Source organism: Variovorax durovernensis (assembly GCF_977011995.1).
Window position 1 is genome coordinate 3123221 of sequence record NZ_CDRNCW010000001.1, and the last position, 18527, is coordinate 3141747.

Genomic DNA, 18527 nt, shown 5'->3' on the forward strand with positions numbered 1-18527 from the left:
GGACGGGAAGCAGGTTTCGGAAACAAAAAAGGCAGCGCGGTAAACCGGGCTGCCCTCGACGCAAAAGCGCGTGCTTTACTTCGAAGCGGCGCCGGTGGTCTTGCCGAAGCGGTTGCGGAACTTCTCGACGCGACCGCCCATGTTGTCGACCGACTTCTGGGTGCCGGTGTAGAAGGGGTGCGATTCGCTCGTGGTGTCCAGCTTGAACAGGGGGAGCTCGCGGCCGTCGTCGGTCTTGCCCATTTCCTTGGTGTTCGCGCACGAACGGGTCACGAACTTGAAGCCGTTCGACATGTCGACGAACAGAACTTCGCGGTAATTCGGGTGAATGCCTTCTTTTGCCATGGTATTTCCTTTTGCGCTGTTGGAATCAATGCGCGGTCGATGCGAGAGCCACCAGTGCACCATTCATTTGGCGCGCTGCCCCAGGGCAGGCCTGGGAAGCCGGGCGACGCTGCCCAGCCGCACTTTTCGCGGAGCCCACGATTATCGCATACTGCCGCTTTTCCGAGCAAACCAGCCTCCCATGACTGTTACAACCTTGCGCGCCGGCCTCGTCGGCTATGGCTTTGCCGGCCAGACTTTCCATGCACCCGTGCTTTCCGCGGTGCCCGGGCTCGAATTGGCCGCTGTGGCGAGCTCGCAGCCCGACAAGGTCGGGGAGGACTGGCCCGGCGTACCGGTGGTCTCCGATGTGGTGGCGCTGGTGGCCCGATCGGACATCGATCTTGTCGTGGTTGCGACACCGAATGCGCAGCATTTTCCGGTCGCCAAGGCGGCGTTGGAGGCTGGCAAGCATGTGGTGGTCGACAAGCCTTTCACCCTCGACGTAGCCGAGGCCAGGGCGCTGGAGGCGTTGGCGCAGCGCAACAAGCGCGTGCTGGCGGTTTACCAGAACCGACGCTTCGACGCCGATTTCCTGACGCTCAAGGACGTCCTGGCAAGTGGCGAGTTGGGCCGCCCCGTGTATCTGGAGTCGCATTTCGACCGCTTCCGGCCGGAGGTGAAGGTGCGGTGGCGAGAGCAGGCGGTGCCAGGGTCCGGCCTTTGGGTGGACCTGGGGGCGCACCTGGTCGACCAATCGGTGCAGCTGTTCGGGCTGCCCGACACGATCCAGCTTGACACTGCCGTCCTGCGCGACGGCGCCGTGGTCGAAGACTACTTCCATGCCGTGCTGCGCTACGAAAGCGGACCGCATGCACCGCTTCGCGTGGTGCTGCATTCGACAACCCTGGCAGCCGATGCGGCGCCGCGCTACATCGTGCATGGCACGCGCGGCAGCTACGTCAAGCATGGTGTGGATACGCAGGAAGATGCGCTGCGCGCGGGGCAAAGGCCGCCGGCCGAAGGGTGGGGTGCCGATCCGCTCGACGGCGAACTCACGCTGGTCGGCAGCGACGGTACGGCCAGCAAACGCAGCGTGCCCACGCGCGCAGGCAACTACGTCGACTACTACGCGGCGGTGCGCGACGCCATTCTGGGCAAGGGACCGAATCCCGTGCCGCCCGAACAGGCCGTGGCGCTGATGGGGCTGCTCGACCTCGGCCGCCAGAGTGCTCTTGAAGGCCGCGCGATTCCTGTAGCTCGCCCATGAAAAAAGCGCGTTGGCCCAAATGGGCCAACGCGCTTTTGCGGACAGAGCGAAAGGGTGCTCAGCCGCCGCGACGCATCATGTCGAAGAACTCGACATTGGTCTTCGTCGCCTTCATGTTCTTGAGCATCAGCTCCATCGACTCGATCTCGTCCATGTTGTACATGAGCTGGCGCAGGATGCGGGTCTTTTGCAGGATCTCGGGTGCCAGCAGCAGTTCTTCGCGGCGGGTGCCGCTGCGGTTGAGCTGGATCGAGGGGAACACGCGCTTTTCGTACAGGCGGCGGTCGAGGTGGATTTCGGAGTTGCCGGTGCCCTTGAACTCTTCGAAGATCACTTCGTCCATGCGGCTGCCGGTGTCGATCAGCGCGGTGCCGATGATGGTCAGCGAGCCGCCTTCTTCCACGTTGCGCGCGGCGCCCAGGAAGCGCTTGGGGCGTTGCAGGGCGTTGGAGTCGACACCTCCGGTCAGCACCTTGCCCGAGGAGGGCACGACGTTGTTATAGGCACGGGCGAGGCGGGTGATCGAGTCGAGCAGGATCACCACGTCCTTCTTGAGTTCGACCAGGCGCTTGGCGCGCTCGATCACCATTTCGGCGACGTGCACGTGGCGCGCGGCGGGCTCGTCGAAAGTCGAGGCAATGACCTCGCCCTTCACGGTGCGCTGCATTTCGGTCACTTCTTCAGGGCGCTCGTCGACGAGCAGCACCATCATGTGGACGTCGGGGTAGTTGGCGCTGATCGCGTGGGCGATGTGCTGCATCATCACCGTCTTGCCGCTCTTGGGCGGTGCCACGAGCAGGGCGCGCTGCCCTTTGCCGATGGGGGCGATGATGTCGATGATGCGGCCCGTGATGTTCTCTTCGCCCTTGACGCCGTCGCGTTCCAGCTTCATCTGTTCCTTGGGGAACAGCGGCGTCAGGTTTTCGAACATCACCTTGTGCTTGTTCTGCTCGGGCGGACCGTCGTTGACCTTGTCGAGCTTGGTCAGCGCGAAGTAGCGCTCGCCGTCCTTGGGCGTGCGCACTTCGCCTTCGATCATGTCGCCGGTGTGCAGGTTGAAGCGGCGCACCTGGCTGGGCGAGATGTAGATGTCGTCCGTGCTGGCCGTGAAGCTGGTGTCGGGGCTGCGCAGGAAGCCGAAGCCGTCCGGCAGGATTTCGAGCACGCCGTCGGCGAAGACCTGCTCGCCGGCCTTGGCGCGCTTCTTGATGATCGCGAACATCAGCTCCTGCTTGCGCATGCGGCCGACGTTTTCGATCTCAAGCGCTTCAGCCTGCTTGAGGACTTCAGACACGTGGAGTGCCTTGAGTTCGTTTAAGTGCATGGAATGACCCCTCGCGGGGTAATCGAACGGAAAACGGGGGGAGGTTGGGTGTGAAGCGAGAACTGCTTCACCAACCGGGGAACTCGAACCGGTTGCCTAGGTAAGGGCCGGTGATCTGTTGGAGATTATGACAGGAAAAACGCTCCGGCCAACGCATTGCGCGCTGGCCGGGTGAAATGTCGCTCAGGCGAGTTGCTGGTCGATGAAGGCCGTGAGTTGCGCCTTGCTCATGGCGCCGACCTTGGTGGCGGCCAGCTGGCCGTCCTTGAACAGCATCAGCGTGGGGATGCCGCGGATGCCGAACTTGGCGGGGATGTCGCGGTTCTCGTCGACATTGAGCTTGGCGATCTGCAGCTTGCCTTCGTAGGTAGCCGACACTTCGTCCAAGATGGGGGCGATCATCTTGCAGGGGCCGCACCACTCGGCCCAGTAGTCGACCAGAACGGGCTGACTGGACTTGAGCACGTCGGCCTCGAAGGAGGAATCGGAGATGTGTTTGATGAGTTCGCTGGCCATGTGATGGATCCTTGTGCGCAGAGAGTTTCGGTGCAGCTAAAGTTCAGGTCATTGTGACAGAAACCAAGGGGTGGCGTGCCATGCGCGGCCGCTATGGCGGCGATAGCCAAAGCCCTTGCTCGTCACGCCTCCCACGCTCTCAAACCCCTCGATAGAACATGAACGAAGGCCACCCCGTCCAGGCCCTGTGGTGCGACCCCGCCGACGGTATCGTCGCGCGGATCGTCCGCGCGCTCGCCGAGCGCCAGGTGCATGCGGCCCGCACGGTGGTGCTGGTGCCCTATGCGCAGCTGATGGGCGTGGCGCGCGCCATGTGGGCCCGCTGCGGCAGCCCCGGCTTCGTGCCGCGCTTCGAGACCACGCACAACTGGGCCCGCAGCGCCGGGGGCTTCGTGCCCACCGGCTACGACGTCGCGCACGACATGGCGCGCGACCTTGTCACCGCGCAGGCCTTGCTGTCGCAGGCCGGCTTCAGCGCCGAGCGCTTTGCACTGGCCGGCCGCGTGGTCGAACTTGCCCACCAACTGGTGCCGCTTGCGGCCGCCGTGTCGCCAGACGAGCGTGTGGGCGAATGGGCTGCGCGTGCGGCGCAGGTGGCGGAGGCGGGCAGCGAGTCCGAGTGGTTCCGCACCGAGAGCGCGCTGATCCGGATTGCCGTGGCGTGGGTCTCGACCTCAGGCTACGCCACCGACGTGCTCCAGCGCGAAAGTACGCGCGCGCAAGTCGATGCGCTCATCGTGCTCGAGGGCTTCCAGACCGATCCGCTCACGCAGGCCCTGTGCGCACTGTGGGGTGACCGGGCATTGCACCTTTCGCTGGTACCGACCGATGCGCCGGCCGAAGCCGCGGCCTCGCATGTCGCGCTCGACCCCGAGGACGAAGCGGAACTCGCGGCCGCCTGCGTGCTGCGCCACTTGGCCGAAGACCGTGCGCCAGTCGCGCTGGTGGCGACCGATCGCGCGCTCACTCGCCGCATCAGCGCCCAGCTCAAGGCGCAGGGCGTCATCACCCACGACGAGACCGGATGGAAACTTTCGACCACACGCGCCGCCGCCACGCTGATGAGTTCGCTGCGCGCCTGCGCCCATGACGCCAGCAGCGACCAGGTGCTCGAATGGCTCAAGAGCGGCGCCGATGGCGACGCGCTGGCCGTCCAGTCGCTCGAGGCCCGCCTGCGCCGAGAAGGCGTGCGCGACTGGTCCGCGTGGTGCGCGCTGGTGGCGCGCAGCGAGAAACCGCACGACGCCACGCTGCTGACCTTCACCGAAGCCATCGAGGAACGCCGCGCGCCGATGACCCGCTCCAGGCCCCTGGCTGAATGGCTGCACGCGCTGCGCGAGCTGCTGGAAGCGGGCGACCAGTGGGAGCCGCTCAGCGAGGACATGGCCGGCGGCAAAGTCATTGCCGCGCTGTGGCTCGACGCCGGTGCCCACGGCGACGACGAAGAATTCCCCGGTGGCCGCCATACGCTCGCGGAGTTCACCGCCTGGGTTCGCGACGTGCTCGAAGACGCGAGCTTCGTGCCGCCCGCGGGCGACCAGGCCCCGAAGGTCGTCGTGCTGCCGCTTTACCAACTGCTGGGCCGTGCCTTCGGCGCGGTCGTCATCCCGGGCTGCGACGACCGCCGCCTGCCTGCATCACCGGAGCCACCAGGCAACTGGAGCGCCGCACAGCGCGCCGATCTCGGCCTGCCTTCGCGTGAAACGCTCGAGGCCGCACAGCGCGCGGCCTGGGCGATGGCGCTGCACAACCCGTCGTGCGAACTGCTGTGGCGCCAGTCCGACGCCAACGGCGAGCCCGTGCGCCCGAGCCCGCTGGTGCAGGCCTTGCAGCTCGACCACGCCTTGCGGCCCGCCGCCGAACCGCGCTCCCCGCGCGAAGTCGCCGTGCAGCCGACCGAATACCCGAAGCCTTCCGGCGCGCTGCTGCCGCTGCAGAACATCTCGACCAGCGTGTACGAAGACCTGCGCCGCTGCCCCTATCGCTTCTTCGCGCTGCGCCAGCTCGGCCTGCGCAGCGCCGACGAGCTCGATGCCGAGGTCGACAAGCGCGACTTCGGCAACTGGCTGCACGCCGTGCTCGGCCACTTCCACCAGTCGCTGACCGAAGCCCCGACGCAGGATGCGCAGGAGCGTGCAGCGTTCATCGAGGAAGCCGCGCGTCGGGCCACGCGCGAACTCGGCTTGTCAGACGCCGAATTCCTGCCGTTCGCCGCGGCATGGCCCGCCGTGCGTGACGGCTACCTCCACTGGCTGACGGGGCACGAGGCCAGCGGCGCGGTCTTCGTCGAGTCCGAGCCTTGGAAGGAGCAGCCGCTGGGTGAGCTGCGCCTGATCGGCCGGCTCGACCGCATCGACCGCATGCCCGACGGCCAGCCCTTCGTGATCGACTACAAGACCGAGTCCGCCTCCGTCAGCAAGGAGCGCGTGAAAGACCCGACCGAAGACACCCAACTGGCTTTCTACGCGGCGCTGGTGGCTGATGACACCTTGCGCGCGGCCTACGTGAACGTGGGGGAGAAGTCCTCGGGGACGCAGACCGTCGAGCAGCCGGCCGTGGTGGAGGCGCGCGACGCACTCGTGGCCGGCATTATTCACGACTTCGCCCGCATCGCCCAGGGGGCGCCGCTGCCGCCATTGGGGGAGGGCGCCGTCTGCGACTACTGCGCGGCGCGCGGCCTCTGTCGCAAGGACTTCTGGGAGGTGGCGCAATGAACGGCGCAGCCTACGAACACAACGGCCGCCACGTCACGCGCGAAGCCTTCTATGTCGTCGCGTGCGACCCGCGGCGGTCGGTTGCAGTCGAGGCCTGCGCGGGCGCGGGCAAGACCTGGATGCTGGTGTCGCGCATCCTGCGCGCGCTGCTCGAGGAAGGCGATTCCGCCTGCGAGCCGCATGAGATCCTGGCCATTACCTTTACCAAGAAAGCCGCCGGCGAAATGCGGGAGCGGCTCGACCAGTGGCTCGAGGATTTCGCCGAGCGCACGCCGGAGGAACTGGTCGCCCAGCTCGTGATGCGCGGCGTCGAACCTGCCGCTGCATTGGCTGCGGTTCCGCGCCTGAAGGGCCTCTACCGGCGCCTGCTCGAAGGTGGCCGGCCGGTGCAGTTCCGCACCTTCCACGCCTGGTTTGCGGGCCTGCTGCGCAACGCGCCGCTGGCGGTGCTGCGCGAACTGGGCTTGCCTTCGAATTACGAACTGCTCGAAGACGATGCAGAGGCGCGCAGCCACACATGGCGCCCGTTCTTCGAGGCGGTCACCGCCGACCGGAATGCGCTGGCCGACTACTACGCCGTCGTCGCCACGCACGGCCGTTCGCAGACCGCCAAGGCGCTGGGCGAGGCGCTGTCCAAGCGCGTCGAGTTCTCGCTGGCCGACGCGGAAAACGCGGTGCAGCATTTCAGCGCGTTCTATCCATCACTCGACGGGCTTGAGGAGCCGACCGACGCCTTGCTCGGCAGCGAAGTGCGCAAGCGTTGGCTCGACCGCGCAGCCGCGCTGGGCAAGGAGTCCAACAAGACGCCGCAGAAGGCCGCCGAGGCCATCATCGACGTCTTCGGCACGGGTGAGCCGGAGGCGGGCGCGCTGCAGGCCGCGCTGGCGCACCTGCGCAAGAACTTCTTCGTGGCCACCGAAGACCGGCTCAACAAGAACCTTCAGAAATTTCCCGCCGCCCAGGAGGCCGAGGCCGAATTGCAGGTGCTGTGCGGCGCGCAGGCCCAGCACGCGGCATGGCTCTACCAGCAGCGCATGACGCGTCTCACGCGCATCCTGATCGCAGCCTTTGCCGACGTGAAGCGCGCCCACGGCTGGGTCGACATGAACGACGTCGAACAGGCCGCCCAATTGCTGCTCGGCCAGTCGGCGCTGTCTGGCTGGGTGCAGGAGCGGCTCGACGCGCGCATCGCGCATCTGCTGATCGACGAGTTCCAGGACACCAACCCGTTGCAGTGGCAGGCGCTCTACGGCTGGCTCAGCGCCTACACCGGCGCGCAGGGCCGGGCGCCGCGCGTGTTCATCGTGGGCGACCCGAAGCAGAGCATCTACCGTTTCCGCCGCGCCGAGCCGCAGGTGTTCATCGCCGCCAAGAAATTCGTGCGCGAGGGCCTGGACGGCGAGCTGCTGAACTGCGACCACACCCACCGCAACGCGCGCGCCGTGGTCGGGCTGGTCAACTCGGCGATGCTGGCCGCGCAGGAAGCCGGCGAGTTCGACGGCTACCGCGCCCACACCACCGAGCGCAACGACGAGGGCGAACTGCTCAGGCTGCCGGCCATCGACCGCGATGCGCTCGGCGCCGCCGAGGCCGAACCCGCCGACGACGGCATGCTGCACTGGCGCGACAGCCTCGTCACGCCGCGCGTGCTGCCCGAGGAGCAACTGCTGCAGAAAGAGTGCGAGCAGGCAGCGCAGTGGGTCGCACAACGCATTGCCGACGGCACGCCGCCGCGGCAGATCATGGTGCTGGCGCGCCGTCGCAGCCGCTTGTCCGCCATGCAGGACGCGCTGCGCCAGCGCCACATTCCCGTGCAGCAGCCCGAGAAGAACGAGCTGCACGACGCACCCGAAGTGCAGGACGTGGTCGCGCTGATCGACGCGCTGGTGTCGCCCGCGCACGATCTTTCCCTGGCGCGAGCGCTGAAATCGCCTGCTTTCGGCATCGGCGACGACGCATTGGTGCAGCTGGCGTTGCGCCAGCGGGAGCGCCCGTCGCTCAATTGGTTCTCGCTGATCCAGAAGGGCGAGGACCTGCCGGCGGAGCTGACCGAGGCGGGCGTCAAGCTGCGCAAGTGGCAGCGCTGGCTGATGACGCTGCCTCCGCACGACGCGCTGGACGCGATCTTCAACGACGGCGACCTGCTCGCGAAGTTCGGCGCGGCGGTGCCGGCGCCGATGCGCCAGGGTGCGCTGGCCAACTTGCGCGGGGTGTTGACCGCGTCGCTCGACATCGACGGCGCTCGCTTCACCACGCCCTATGCGCTGGTGCGTTCGCTGCGTGCTGGCGGCGTGCGGGCGCCGTCCGTCGCCGCGCCCGATGCGGTGCAGCTGCTTACCGTGCACGGCGCCAAGGGCCTCGAGGCCGACACCGTGCTCATGCTCGATTGCGATGCCCCGCCGCCGCGCGCCCAGACCATGGGCGTGCTGGTCGAATGGAAAGGCAGCGACAGCGCACCGACGCGCTTCGTTTTCCTCGCGAGCGAGAAGACGCCGCCGGCCTGCGCAGCGCCCTTGCTCGAAGAAGAGCAGCGCGCCCGTCATCGCGAGGAACTGAACGGCCTCTACGTCGCGACCACGCGGGCACGCGAGCGGCTGGTGCTGTCATCGGTTCGCCCCGCGCGGGCCAACGAGGGCAGCTGGTGGGCTCGGCTGGAGCCGCTGTGCGAGCCCACGGAGGCCGACGAACCGCTGGTCGCGCTGCCGACCGAGAGTGGCCCGGCCAGCTTCTGGATGAAGAAAATGCCCGAGGCGCCGGTGTCGGCCGAAGTGCCTTCGACCAAAAAGGCGGCTGCGAACGCCACCGTCGACGCGCGTGCCGCGGCCTTCGGCCAGGCCATGCACCGCCTGCTCGAATGGGCCGTGCCGGGCGAGCCTCTGCCCGCTGCCCACGTGCGTGCGGCCGCTCGCGAATTCATGCTCGATGCCCAGCAGGCACGCGGCGCCGCCGCGCTGGCCCAGCGCATCCGCGCCGGGGCGGGCGCCTGGGTGTGGGACGATCGCAGGGTCGACTGGCATGGCAATGAAGTCACGCTGGTGCATGAAGGCGAGACCTTGCGCATCGACCGTCTGGTGCGCGAGCGCGACGGCGGCGCCTGGTGGATCCTCGACTACAAATCCGCGGCGCGCCCCGAACGGGACGCTGCGCTGATCGCACAGATGCAGCGCTACCGCGCGGCAGTGCAACATGCCTATCCCGGTGCCACGGTGCGCGTCGCGTTCCTGACCGGGCAGGGCGAACTGGTAAATCTCGAATGAATGTTTCTCCTGCCGTTGCCGTGATCGGCGGCGGACCCGCCGGCCTTATGGCGGCCGAAGTACTGAGCGCATCCGGTGCGCAAGTGCATGTGTATGACGCAATGCCCTCGGTGGGGCGAAAGTTCCTGCTGGCCGGACGCGGCGGCTTGAACCTCACCCACTCGGAACCCTTCGATGTGTTCATGAGCCGCTTCGGCGAGCGCCGCGCGCAGCTCGAACCGATCCTCGGGAAGTTCGGCCCGCAGCAGGTGCGCGAGTGGGCGGCGGGGCTGGGCATCGAGACCTTCGTCGGCACATCGGGCCGGGTGTTCCCGACCGACATGAAGGCCGCGCCGCTGCTGCGTGCATGGCTGCACCGGCTGCGCGCGGCTGGTGTGCAGTTTCATATGCGGCATCGCTGGCTGGGCGACGGCGCGATCGACCTGGGCGCGTTGCGATTCGCGACGCCAGCCGGGGAGGCCGTCGTGAAAGCCGATGCCGTGGTGCTGGCGCTGGGGGGCGCGAGCTGGGCGCGTTTGGGCTCCGACGGGGCGTGGGCGCCGTGGCTGCAGGCCAGTGGCGTGGAGGTGGCGCCGCTGCTGCCCGCCAACAGCGGCTTCGACGGCGAAGGGTGGAGCGAACACTTTTCGAGCCGTTTCGCGGGGCAGCCTTTCAAGTCGGTCGCTATCTCGTTCACCGACAGCCAGGGGCGCCACTTCGCGCGCAAGGGCGAGTTCGTCGCGACGGCCACGGGCATCGAAGGCAGCCTGGTCTACGCGGCGTCGGCGCTGCTGCGCGACGAGATTGCAGCGAACGGCAGCGCGACGCTGCTGCTCGACTTGCTGCCTGATCGCAGCGCGGAGCAGGTACTCGCGGCGGTGAAGCATCCACGCGGCGCTCGCTCGCTGAGCAGCCACCTCAAGAGCCGGCTCGGCATCGAAGGCATCAAGGCCGGCGTTCTGCATGAGGCCTTGAGCAAGGACGCCATGCACGACCCCGTGCAACTGGCGGCCACGATCAAGGCGGTGCCGCTGAAGCTTGTCGCGACGCGGCCCGTGGATGAGGCAATCAGCACGGCGGGCGGGGTGCGCTTCGATGCGCTGGACGCGGCGCTGATGGCGAACGCGCTTCCCGGCGTGTCCGCTGCAGGGGAGATGCTGGACTGGGAGGCACCGACCGGCGGTTATTTGCTCACGGCGTCGATGGCGAGCGGTGCGGCCGCGGCGCGGGGCGCTATTCAGCGGCTGGGGCTGTAGAAGCCCTGCGCCGCATTGGAGTTTTCACTGAGTGAGTTTGCAAGCTCCGTTTCATTTCGCATGGAATGAAACGGAGCTGCGGAAGAGGTTGACGAGCCTTACCCCTGGCACTGACTACGCAGTTAGGGCTGCTTGGTTCCCCACCTGACCCGGTTGGCCACTTCACCATGCAGGGAGGCCCGTCAGCACGTATTGTAACCCCCCAGGATGCGCGCACTTCGTGTCGCCTCTCCTTCCCCCCTGCTGGGGGCGACACCGGCGGCCCGGCGGAGCCGGTTCCTCGGTGTCCCGCGAAAAGACAGGGCTTTTTTGTTTGCGGGGGTGACGCGGGCTTGGGAGCGACGCTGCGCCTTTTAGAATGCCCGCAATGTCTTATCTCGTGCTCGCTCGCAAGTTCCGCCCGAAAACCTTCGGTGAGATGGTCGGCCAGGGGCATGTGGTGCAGGCGCTCGAGAACGCGTTGACGACGCAGCGCCTGCATCACGCCTATCTTTTCACCGGCACCCGGGGGGTCGGCAAGACCACGGTCTCGCGGATCCTGGCGAAGTCGCTCAACTGCCAGGGCCCGGACGGGCAGGGCGGCATCACGGCCACGCCGTGCGGTGTCTGCCAGGCTTGCCGCGACATCGATTCCGGCCGCTTCGTCGACTACACCGAGCTCGACGCGGCCTCGAACCGCGGTGTCGACGAGGTGCAGTCGCTGCTCGAGCAAGCCGTGTACAAGCCGGTTCAGGGGCGCTTCAAGGTCTTCATGATCGACGAAGTGCACATGCTCACCAACACCGCGTTCAACGCGATGCTGAAGACGCTCGAGGAGCCGCCCGAGTACCTCAAGTTCGTGCTGGCCACGACCGATCCGCAGAAGGTGCCGGTCACGGTGCTGTCGCGCTGCCTGCAGTTCAACCTGCGGCCAATGGCGCCCGAGACGGTGCTCGAACACCTCACGAGCGTGCTGCAGACCGAAAACGTTCCGGCCGAGCCGCAGGCGCTGCGCTTGCTGGCTCGCGCGGCGCGCGGCTCGATGCGCGACGCGCTGTCGCTCACCGACCAGGCCATCGCATTCGGCAACGGCGAGTTGGTCGAGGCCGGTGTGCGGCAGATGCTCGGCAGCGTCGATCGCGGCCATGTGTTCCGCCTGATCGAGGCCCTGGCGCAGGGCGACGGCAAGACGGTGGTCGAGACGTCGGAGGCGCTGCGCGTCGACGGCATGTCGGCCGCGTCCACGCTGGAAGAAATGACTGCCGTTCTGCAGGCCATGGCCGTGTTGCAGGCGGTGCCCTCGCGCGCCGAGTCCGCCGATGCCGCGACCGACCCCGATGCGGCCGACACCGCGCGCCTCGCCGCGCTGATGCCTGCCGACGAGACGCAACTGCTCTACAGCCTCTGCCTGCACGGACGCGGCGAGCTGGGCCTGGCGCCTGATGAGTACGCGGCGCTGATCATGGTGCTGCTGCGGCTCCTGGCCTTCAAGCCTTCCAGCGCGGCTGCCTCGACAGCCTCCACGGAAAAAAAAACTCTGAATGAAGCTGCGGCCGCCGCGCCGCAGGCGCCAGCACGTGCCCCGGCCCCCGTTCAGGCTCCCGCGCCGGTCGTGCGCCCGCCGGCCGAAGCGCCGGCTGCCATGGCGCCAGCGGCAGCCCCGACATCTCCGCCAGCGCCCGCAGGGCAACGCCTCGCCGTGGTCGACGAGCCCCGCCGCCAGCCCGAGCAGCGCCCCGAGCCGCCCGACACGCCGGCCAAGGTCGTCGGCGTGCCCATCCGCGTGCAGCCTCCGCCCAGCGCGCGCGACATTCCCCCCACCGAAGGCTCGCAGCGTGTTCCCTACACGCCCATTCCCCAGAGCGAAGACGGCGACTTCTGGCATGCCACGGTCACGCAACTGGTCGCGTCCGAGGCCATCAATGCCCTGACGCGCGAACTGGCGCTGCAGTCGCAGCTGGTGGGCCGCGATACCGACCAGTGGATGCTGCGCATCGAGCGCGAGACGCTCAACCAGCCCTCCAGCCGCGAGAAGCTGACGGCCGCGCTCAACAGCCTCGGCCACGAGGTCAAGCTCACGATCGAGATCGGCGCCGTGGTCGACAGCCCGGCCCGCCGCAACAGGCAGGCCGCCGACGAGCGCCAGCGCGTGGCCGAGGAGGCCATCTACAACGACCCCGAAGTGCAGGCGCTCATGCGCGACTTCGATGCGAAGATCGTCCCAGGAACCCTGAAACCGGCCTGAGCTTTCGTCTCTCTTATCCTTCTCCCATTTTCCAACCCAACAATCAGGACCAACGATGTTCAACAAAGGACAACTGGCCGGCCTCATGAAGCAGGCGCAGGCAATGCAGGACAACCTCAAGAAGGCCCAGGAAGAACTGGCCCATATCGAGGTCGAAGGCGAATCGGGCGCCGGCCTCGTCAAGGTCGTCATGACCTGCAAGCACGACGTCAAGCGCATCACCATCGACCCGAGCCTGCTGGCCGACGACAAGGACATGCTCGAAGACCTGGTGGCCGCAGCCTTCAACGCCGCCGTGCGCAAGGCCGAGGAAACCAGCGAGCAGAAGATGGGCAAGCTGACGGCCGGCATGCCCGGCCTGCCCCCAGGCATGAAGCTGCCGTTCTAAATGACTCTCCCCCAGGCTCGCCCGCTTCGTGTGGCCGCCAACCCCCTCGCAGGGGGCAACACCAGCGGCCCGGCAAAGCCGGTTCTGCGGTGTTTGCGCGAAAGGGCCGTCTGACATGGCCGACGCCAGTTCGCTCGACGCCCTGGTCGATGCGCTGCGCCGCCTGCCCGGTGTCGGCGTCAAGTCGGCCTCGCGCATGGCTTTTCATCTGCTGCAGCACGACCGCGATGGCGCGCAGCTGCTCGCGCGTGCACTCCAGCAGGCCGCGGGCAATGTGCGGCACTGCGAGCTCTGCAACACGTTCACCGAAGCGCCGATCTGCAGCGTCTGCATGGACTCGCGGCGTGACGTGAGCAAGCTCTGCGTGGTCGAGACGCCCGCCGACCAGGCCGCGCTGGAGCGCACCGGCGCATTCCGCGGCTATTACTTCGTGCTGATGGGCAAGCTCAGTCCGCTCGACGGCATCGGCCCCAACGACATCGGGCTGCAGAAGCTCTTCAACCGGGCGCTCGACGGCACGGTGAGCGAAGTCATCCTCGCCACGAACTTCACGGCCGAGGGCGAGGCCACCGCGCACGTGATCGGCGAAGCGCTCAAGCAGCGCGGTTTGACGGTGACGCGTCTTGCGCGCGGCGTGCCGGCCGGCAGCGAACTCGAGTACGTGGACCTCGGCACCATCGCGCACGCGCTGGTGGATCGGCGGTAAGCACCGCCGGCGGAGACCAAACGACATGACTTTTTCACTGCTCACGGTAGCCTACTGGTGCGTGTTCATCGCCTGCGTGCTGCCGTACCTGGCCGCTTGGATCGCCAAGGCGGGCAGCTTCGGTCCGCGCGACAACATGCATCCGCGCGACTGGGCCGCGAGGCAGAACGGCTGGCGCGCGCGTGCCAACAGCGCGCAGGCCAACAGCTTCGAGGGCCTGCCGTTCTTTGTCGGTGCCGTCATCATTGCGCACCAGCTTGGCGCGGCGCAGGGGCGGCTCGACATGCTCGCCGCGGCCTACGTGGTGCTGCGCGTGATCTATATCGGCCTCTACATCAAGGGCGTGGGCAGTGCTCGCAGCGCGGTCTGGGCCCTCGGTTTCCTGGTCAACGCAGCAATACTTTTCATCGGGCGATAGCCCCGTGCGCAGGGCCTTCGGGAGGCCTTCATGCTTACGTGAAAACCCGCACGGGATGACCCCGATGCAGTCGCTTGATGCGGCCCCTAAGCTCGATTCAGTCCAGACGAATCACAGAGCCTCCAGGCACCGTTTCATGCTCCACCGCCGCGCCCTCATTTCCGCCTCCGCCATTGCCGCCGCAACCATTGCGTTGCCGCGCGTCTTTGCGCAACAGGCGAAGCTGGAGAAGACCAAGGTCTCCATCGCGGTGGGCGGCAAGGCGGCGTTCTACTACCTCCCGCTGACCATCTCCGAGCAGCTCGGCTACTTCAAGGCCGAGGGGCTGGACGTGGAAATCTCCGACTTCGCCGGCGGTGCACGTGCGCTGCAGGCCGTGGTCGGCGGCTCGGCCGACGTGTGCTCCGGCGCCTACGAACACACCATCAACCTGCAGGCCAAGAACCAGTTCTTCCAGGCCTTCGTGCTGCAAGGCCGCGCACCGCAGATCGCGGTGGGCGTGTCGACCAAGAACATGGCCGGCTACACCGGCATCCAGGATCTCAAGGGGAAGAAGATCGGCGTCTCGGCACCGGGCTCGTCGACCAACATGGTGGCCAACCTCGTGTTGTCGCGCGGCGGGCTCAAGGCCAGCGACGTGAGCTACATCGGCGTGGGCGTGGCGGCCGGCGCGCTCACCGCACTGCGCTCGGGCCAGATCGACGCCATCAGCAACACCGATCCGGTGATGACGATGCTCGAGCAGAAGGGCGACGTGAAGATCATCAGCGACACGCGCACGCTCAAGGGCACGCAGCAGGTGTTCGGCGGCACGATGCCGGCGGCCTGCCTCTATGCATCGACCGAGTTCATCCAGAAGAATCCCAACACCTGTCAGGCGCTGGCGAACGCCATCGTGCACGGGCTCAAGTGGCTGCAGACGGCAGGGCCGGGCGACATCATCAAGACAGTGCCGGAGACCTATCTGCTCGGCGACCGCGCGCTGTACCTCGCGTCGTTCGACAAGGTGCGCGAGTCGATCGCAACCGACGGCCTCGTGCCGGCCGACGGCCCCAAGACCGCGCTCACCGCGATCGCGAGCTTCGACACCACGGTGAAGGCCGACAAGATCGACCTCGCCAAGACCTACACCAACGATTTTGCAAGGCGCGCGAAAGACAGGTTCAAAGCCTGATTCCGAACGTCCCCGCGACCCGGCTCAGGCCGGGTTTTTTCTGCCATGCCCGAACACGCACTCGAACTCCTCTCCATCAGCTGCACCTTCCATTCGAAGGACGATCCGGGCCAGCGCTATACGGCGGTGGCCGACACCACGCTGCGCATCAAGGCCGGTGAGTTCGTCTCCGTGGTCGGCCCCACGGGCTGCGGCAAGTCGACGCTGCTGAACGTGGGCGCGGGCCTGCTGGAGCCTTCGTCGGGCACGGTCAAGGTATTCGGCAAGACGCTGGAGGGCGTCAACGCGCGCGCGGGCTACATGTTCCAGACCGAGGCGCTGATGCCCTGGCGCAGCGCCATCGACAACGTGATGGTCGGGCTGCAGTACCGCGGCGTGCCAGATGCCGAGGCGCGCAGGCAGGCCGATGCCTGGCTGGCGCGCGTGGGCCTCTCCGGCTTCGGTGACCGCTATCCGCACCAGCTCTCCGGCGGCATGCGCAAGCGCGTGGCGCTGGCACAGACGCTGGTGCTCGACCCCGACATCATCCTCATGGACGAGCCCTTCAGCGCGCTCGACATCCAGACGCGCCAGCTGATGGAGAACGAGGTGCTCGATCTCTGGAGCGCGAAGAAGAAGGCGGTGCTGTTCATCACGCACGACCTCGACGAAGCGATTGCGATGAGCGACCGCGTGGTGGTGCTGTTGGCCGGGCCGGCGACGCGTCCCATCGGTGAATTCGCCATCGACCTGCCGCGCCCGCGCGACGTGGCCGAGGTGCGTACGCAGCCGCGCTTCGTCGAACTGCACACCCAGATCTGGGAGGTGCTGCGCGACGAGGTGCTCAAGGGCTATGCGCAGCAACTGAGGAAGGCCGCCTGATGTCGCGCGCGCACTTCGGCCTCAACGAGCGCAATGCGCGCTTCTGGCAGCTGGCGCTGCTGCTTGTGATCCTGGTTGCATGGCACCTGGCTTCGCGCAACCAGCAGTTCGCTTTCTTCGTGGGCGAGCCGATTCAGGTGGCGGGGCGCATCTGGAGTTGGTTCCTGCCGTTCGATGTGCCGGCCAACGTGCTCTTTCCCGAAGGGCTCAAGGGCAACGCCGACATCTACCTGCACCTGGGCACCACGCTGCTGGAGACGGTGCTGGCCTTCGGCATCGGCACGGTGCTGGGTCTGGCGTGCGGGCTATGGCTGGCGCTGGCGCCGACCGCGAGCCTGATCCTCGACCCCTACATCAAGGCCGCCAACTCGATGCCGCGCGTGATTCTTGCGCCCATCTTCGCGCTGTGGTTCGGCCTCGGCATCTGGAGCAAGGTGGCGCTGGCCGTGACGCTGGTGTTCTTCATCGTGTTCTTCAACGTGTACCAGGGCGTGCGCGAGGTGAGCCCCGTGGTGCTGGCCAACGCGAAGATGCTGGGCGCCAACCAGCGGCAGCTGCTGCGCACCGTGTACCTGCCGAGCGCGACCAGCTGGGTGTTTTCCAGCCTGCACACGTCGGTGGGGCTGGCCTTCGTGGGGGCGGTGGTGGGGGAATACCTGGGCTCGGCGCGGGGCGTGGGCTATCTCATCCTGCAGGCCGAGGGCACCTTCGACGTCAACACGGTGTTCGCGGGCATCGTGGTGCTCACGGCCTTTGCGCTGGTGCTCGACGGCATCGTCGGGCTGATCGAGAAGCGCCTCATGAAGTGGCAGCCCAAGACGGGCGAAACCGAGAAGCTCTAGCGCCCCTCATGCGATGATCCCGCGCGGCGCGATGGAGCAACAAGGAGCGCCGCAACGACTTCACAGGGGTAAAGAATGAGCCACGACAACAAGCGGGCCACGACCTTGCGCTCGCGCAGCGAGGCCGCCAGAGTCTCGAACGAAGAACTGTTCTTCGACCTGGTCTACGCGTTTTCCGTCACGCAGCTGTCCCACTACCTGCTGGACCACCTCACGCTGCTGGGGGCGCTGCAGACGCTGGTGATGTGGTTCGCGGTATGGCTGGGCTGGCAGTACACGGCCTGGACCACCAACTGGTTCAACCCCGGCGCACTGCGCATCCGCGGCGTGCTGTTCGCGATCATGCTGCTGGCCATGGTGATGGCCTCGGCGCTGCCGGGCGCCTTCGCGGAGCGGGGGCTGGTGTTCGCGCTGTGCTTCGTGGGTATCCAGGCGGGGCGAACGCTGTGCATGTTGATCGCCATCGGCCCGAACGATCCGCTCACGCCCAACTTCCGCCGCCTGCTGGCATGGAACTGCGTGGCCGGCGTGTTCTGGATTGCGGGTGGCTTCGCGCAAGGCGAGGCGCGCCTCGCACTGTGGTTCGGCGGCGTGCTGTGCGAGTACATCGCGCCGATGATCGGCCTGCGCTTCCCGGGCCTGGGCCGTTCGCTGACGAGCGACTGGACCATCGACGGCGGCCACCTGGCGGAGCGCTGCCAGCTCTTCGTGATCGTCGCGCTGGGCGAATCGGTGCTGGCCACCGGCATCGCCTTCGGGCACCACGCCGAATGGCACGGTGCCGACCTGTTCGCGCTGATGGTTGGCTTCTCGGGCAGCCTGGCGATGTGGTGGATGTACTTCGATACCAGCGCGAAGGAAGCGACCCACGCCATCGAGCATTCGTCGGACCCTGGAGGCATCGGCGCCAAGTTCCATTACACGCACGTGATCCTGGTGGCGGGCATCATCGTGTGCGCGGTGGCCGACGAACTGACGATCAACGAGGGCTCGCACCACGCCGAGCTCAAGTACCTCGGCGCGTTGATCGGCGGGCCGGCGCTCTACCTGTTCGGCAATGCGCTGTTCAAGCGCGTGGTGCGCGGCTTTTTGCCGCAGTCGCACCTCTACGGGCTGGGCCTGCTGGCCGTGCTCGCGGTGTTTGCGCCGCACCTGTCGGTGATCGTGGTGGGCACGCTCACGACGCTCGTGATGATTGCCGTGGCTGCGCTGGAAGCCGTGGTGCGCCGCCGCGCGTGGGCCGCGACGCCCACGCACTGACGAAAGCTGCGCGT

At 67.2% G+C, this 18527-nt stretch carries 15 protein-coding genes and 1 other RNA gene; 12 read left to right on the forward strand and 4 right to left on the reverse strand.

From position 1 onward, the window contains the following. Positions 1 to 75 precede the first annotated feature (75 nt). A complete protein-coding gene (locus ACWV14_RS14855) occupies positions 76 to 345 on the reverse strand; it encodes a type B 50S ribosomal protein L31 (protein WP_019653042.1) in 270 nt (89 codons plus the stop codon). A gap of 181 nt (positions 346 to 526) precedes the next feature. Here ACWV14_RS14855 and ACWV14_RS14860 point away from each other — a divergent pair, with 181 nt between their 5' ends. Next, positions 527 to 1594, forward strand: coding sequence for an oxidoreductase (locus ACWV14_RS14860; protein WP_454909281.1), 1068 nt, complete (start codon positions 527 to 529; stop codon positions 1592 to 1594). Positions 1595 to 1652: 58 nt separating this feature from the next. Here the strand turns inward: ACWV14_RS14860 and rho are convergent, their stop codons facing one another. Further along, positions 1653 to 2918 (reverse strand): transcription termination factor Rho, encoded by a 1266-nt coding sequence (gene rho / locus ACWV14_RS14865; protein WP_013540932.1) that lies wholly within the window; start codon positions 2916 to 2918, stop codon positions 1653 to 1655. A gap of 183 nt (positions 2919 to 3101) precedes the next feature. After that, a complete protein-coding gene (gene trxA / locus ACWV14_RS14870) occupies positions 3102 to 3434 on the reverse strand; it encodes a thioredoxin TrxA (protein ID WP_042578306.1) in 333 nt (110 codons plus the stop codon). A 158-nt stretch (positions 3435 to 3592) separates the two neighbouring features. On the opposite strand from trxA, the gene ACWV14_RS14875 reads away from it, so the two are divergent. Genes ACWV14_RS14875 through ACWV14_RS14885 form a run of 3 tightly spaced genes read left to right on the forward strand, consistent with a single transcriptional unit; the run spans position 3593 to position 10640 of the window. Further along, entirely contained in the window at positions 3593 to 6148 is a 2556-nt protein-coding gene (locus ACWV14_RS14875; RefSeq protein ID WP_454909282.1) for a PD-(D/E)XK nuclease family protein, read from the forward strand. After that, a complete protein-coding gene (locus ACWV14_RS14880; protein WP_454909283.1) occupies positions 6145 to 9405 on the forward strand; it encodes a UvrD-helicase domain-containing protein in 3261 nt (1086 codons plus the stop codon). Before ACWV14_RS14875 ends, ACWV14_RS14880 begins: the two co-directional genes overlap by 4 nt. Beyond that, positions 9402 to 10640 (forward strand): TIGR03862 family flavoprotein, encoded by a 1239-nt coding sequence (locus ACWV14_RS14885; protein WP_454909284.1) that lies wholly within the window; start codon positions 9402 to 9404, stop codon positions 10638 to 10640. The genes ACWV14_RS14880 and ACWV14_RS14885 overlap by 4 nt, the downstream gene beginning before the upstream one ends. A gap of 87 nt (positions 10641 to 10727) precedes the next feature. Here ACWV14_RS14885 and ffs read toward each other — a convergent pair. Then, an RNA gene (gene ffs, locus ACWV14_RS14890) (signal recognition particle sRNA small type) lies at positions 10728 to 10824 on the reverse strand. A gap of 183 nt (positions 10825 to 11007) precedes the next feature. On the opposite strand from ffs, the gene dnaX reads away from it, so the two are divergent. The 8 genes from dnaX (at position 11008) to ACWV14_RS14930 (ending at position 18513) form a co-directional block, all read left to right on the forward strand. Continuing rightward, entirely contained in the window at positions 11008 to 12864 is a 1857-nt protein-coding gene (gene dnaX / locus ACWV14_RS14895; protein WP_454909285.1) for a DNA polymerase III subunit gamma/tau, read from the forward strand. Between the two features lie 55 nt (positions 12865 to 12919). Continuing rightward, positions 12920 to 13252, forward strand: coding sequence for a YbaB/EbfC family nucleoid-associated protein (locus ACWV14_RS14900; RefSeq protein WP_007836669.1), 333 nt, complete (start codon positions 12920 to 12922; stop codon positions 13250 to 13252). Positions 13253 to 13367: 115 nt separating this feature from the next. Then, positions 13368 to 13958 carry a recombination mediator RecR gene (recR, locus tag ACWV14_RS14905; RefSeq protein WP_081266265.1) on the forward strand — a complete coding sequence of 197 codons (591 nt, stop codon included), beginning with the start codon at positions 13368 to 13370 and terminating at the stop codon, positions 13956 to 13958. Positions 13959 to 13983: 25 nt separating this feature from the next. Beyond that, entirely contained in the window at positions 13984 to 14376 is a 393-nt protein-coding gene (locus tag ACWV14_RS14910; protein WP_454909286.1) for an MAPEG family protein, read from the forward strand. A gap of 136 nt (positions 14377 to 14512) precedes the next feature. After that, positions 14513 to 15550, forward strand: a complete 1038-nt coding sequence (locus ACWV14_RS14915; protein WP_422086424.1) for an ABC transporter substrate-binding protein — start codon at positions 14513 to 14515, stop codon at positions 15548 to 15550. Between the two features lie 45 nt (positions 15551 to 15595). Continuing rightward, positions 15596 to 16411, forward strand: a complete 816-nt coding sequence (locus ACWV14_RS14920; protein ID WP_454909287.1) for an ABC transporter ATP-binding protein — start codon at positions 15596 to 15598, stop codon at positions 16409 to 16411. Further along, positions 16411 to 17253, forward strand: a complete 843-nt coding sequence (locus ACWV14_RS14925) for an ABC transporter permease (RefSeq protein WP_454909288.1) — start codon at positions 16411 to 16413, stop codon at positions 17251 to 17253. The genes ACWV14_RS14920 and ACWV14_RS14925 overlap by 1 nt, the downstream gene beginning before the upstream one ends. Before the next feature lie 75 nt (positions 17254 to 17328). Next, positions 17329 to 18513 carry a low temperature requirement protein A gene (locus ACWV14_RS14930; protein ID WP_454909289.1) on the forward strand — a complete coding sequence of 395 codons (1185 nt, stop codon included), beginning with the start codon at positions 17329 to 17331 and terminating at the stop codon, positions 18511 to 18513. The last annotated feature ends 14 nt before the right edge of the window (positions 18514 to 18527 follow it).

Excerpts from the sequence above, each read along its gene's own strand:
- ACWV14_RS14855 (WP_019653042.1), bottom strand. The coding sequence starts at position 345 with ATGGCAAAAGAAGGCATTCACCCGAATTACCGCGAAGTTCTGTTCGTC.
- ACWV14_RS14860 (WP_454909281.1), top strand. The coding sequence starts at position 527 with ATGACTGTTACAACCTTGCGCGCCGGCCTCGTCGGCTATGGCTTTGCC.
- rho (WP_013540932.1), bottom strand. The coding sequence starts at position 2,918 with ATGCACTTAAACGAACTCAAGGCACTCCACGTGTCTGAAGTCCTCAAG.
- trxA (WP_042578306.1), bottom strand. The coding sequence starts at position 3,434 with ATGGCCAGCGAACTCATCAAACACATCTCCGATTCCTCCTTCGAGGCC.
- ACWV14_RS14875 (WP_454909282.1), top strand. The coding sequence starts at position 3,593 with ATGAACGAAGGCCACCCCGTCCAGGCCCTGTGGTGCGACCCCGCCGAC.
- ACWV14_RS14880 (WP_454909283.1), top strand. The coding sequence starts at position 6,145 with ATGAACGGCGCAGCCTACGAACACAACGGCCGCCACGTCACGCGCGAA.
- ACWV14_RS14885 (WP_454909284.1), top strand. The coding sequence starts at position 9,402 with ATGAATGTTTCTCCTGCCGTTGCCGTGATCGGCGGCGGACCCGCCGGC.
- dnaX (WP_454909285.1), top strand. The coding sequence starts at position 11,008 with ATGTCTTATCTCGTGCTCGCTCGCAAGTTCCGCCCGAAAACCTTCGGT.
- ACWV14_RS14900 (WP_007836669.1), top strand. The coding sequence starts at position 12,920 with ATGTTCAACAAAGGACAACTGGCCGGCCTCATGAAGCAGGCGCAGGCA.
- recR (WP_081266265.1), top strand. The coding sequence starts at position 13,368 with ATGGCCGACGCCAGTTCGCTCGACGCCCTGGTCGATGCGCTGCGCCGC.
- ACWV14_RS14910 (WP_454909286.1), top strand. The coding sequence starts at position 13,984 with ATGACTTTTTCACTGCTCACGGTAGCCTACTGGTGCGTGTTCATCGCC.
- ACWV14_RS14915 (WP_422086424.1), top strand. The coding sequence starts at position 14,513 with ATGCTCCACCGCCGCGCCCTCATTTCCGCCTCCGCCATTGCCGCCGCA.
- ACWV14_RS14920 (WP_454909287.1), top strand. The coding sequence starts at position 15,596 with ATGCCCGAACACGCACTCGAACTCCTCTCCATCAGCTGCACCTTCCAT.
- ACWV14_RS14925 (WP_454909288.1), top strand. The coding sequence starts at position 16,411 with ATGTCGCGCGCGCACTTCGGCCTCAACGAGCGCAATGCGCGCTTCTGG.
- ACWV14_RS14930 (WP_454909289.1), top strand. The coding sequence starts at position 17,329 with ATGAGCCACGACAACAAGCGGGCCACGACCTTGCGCTCGCGCAGCGAG.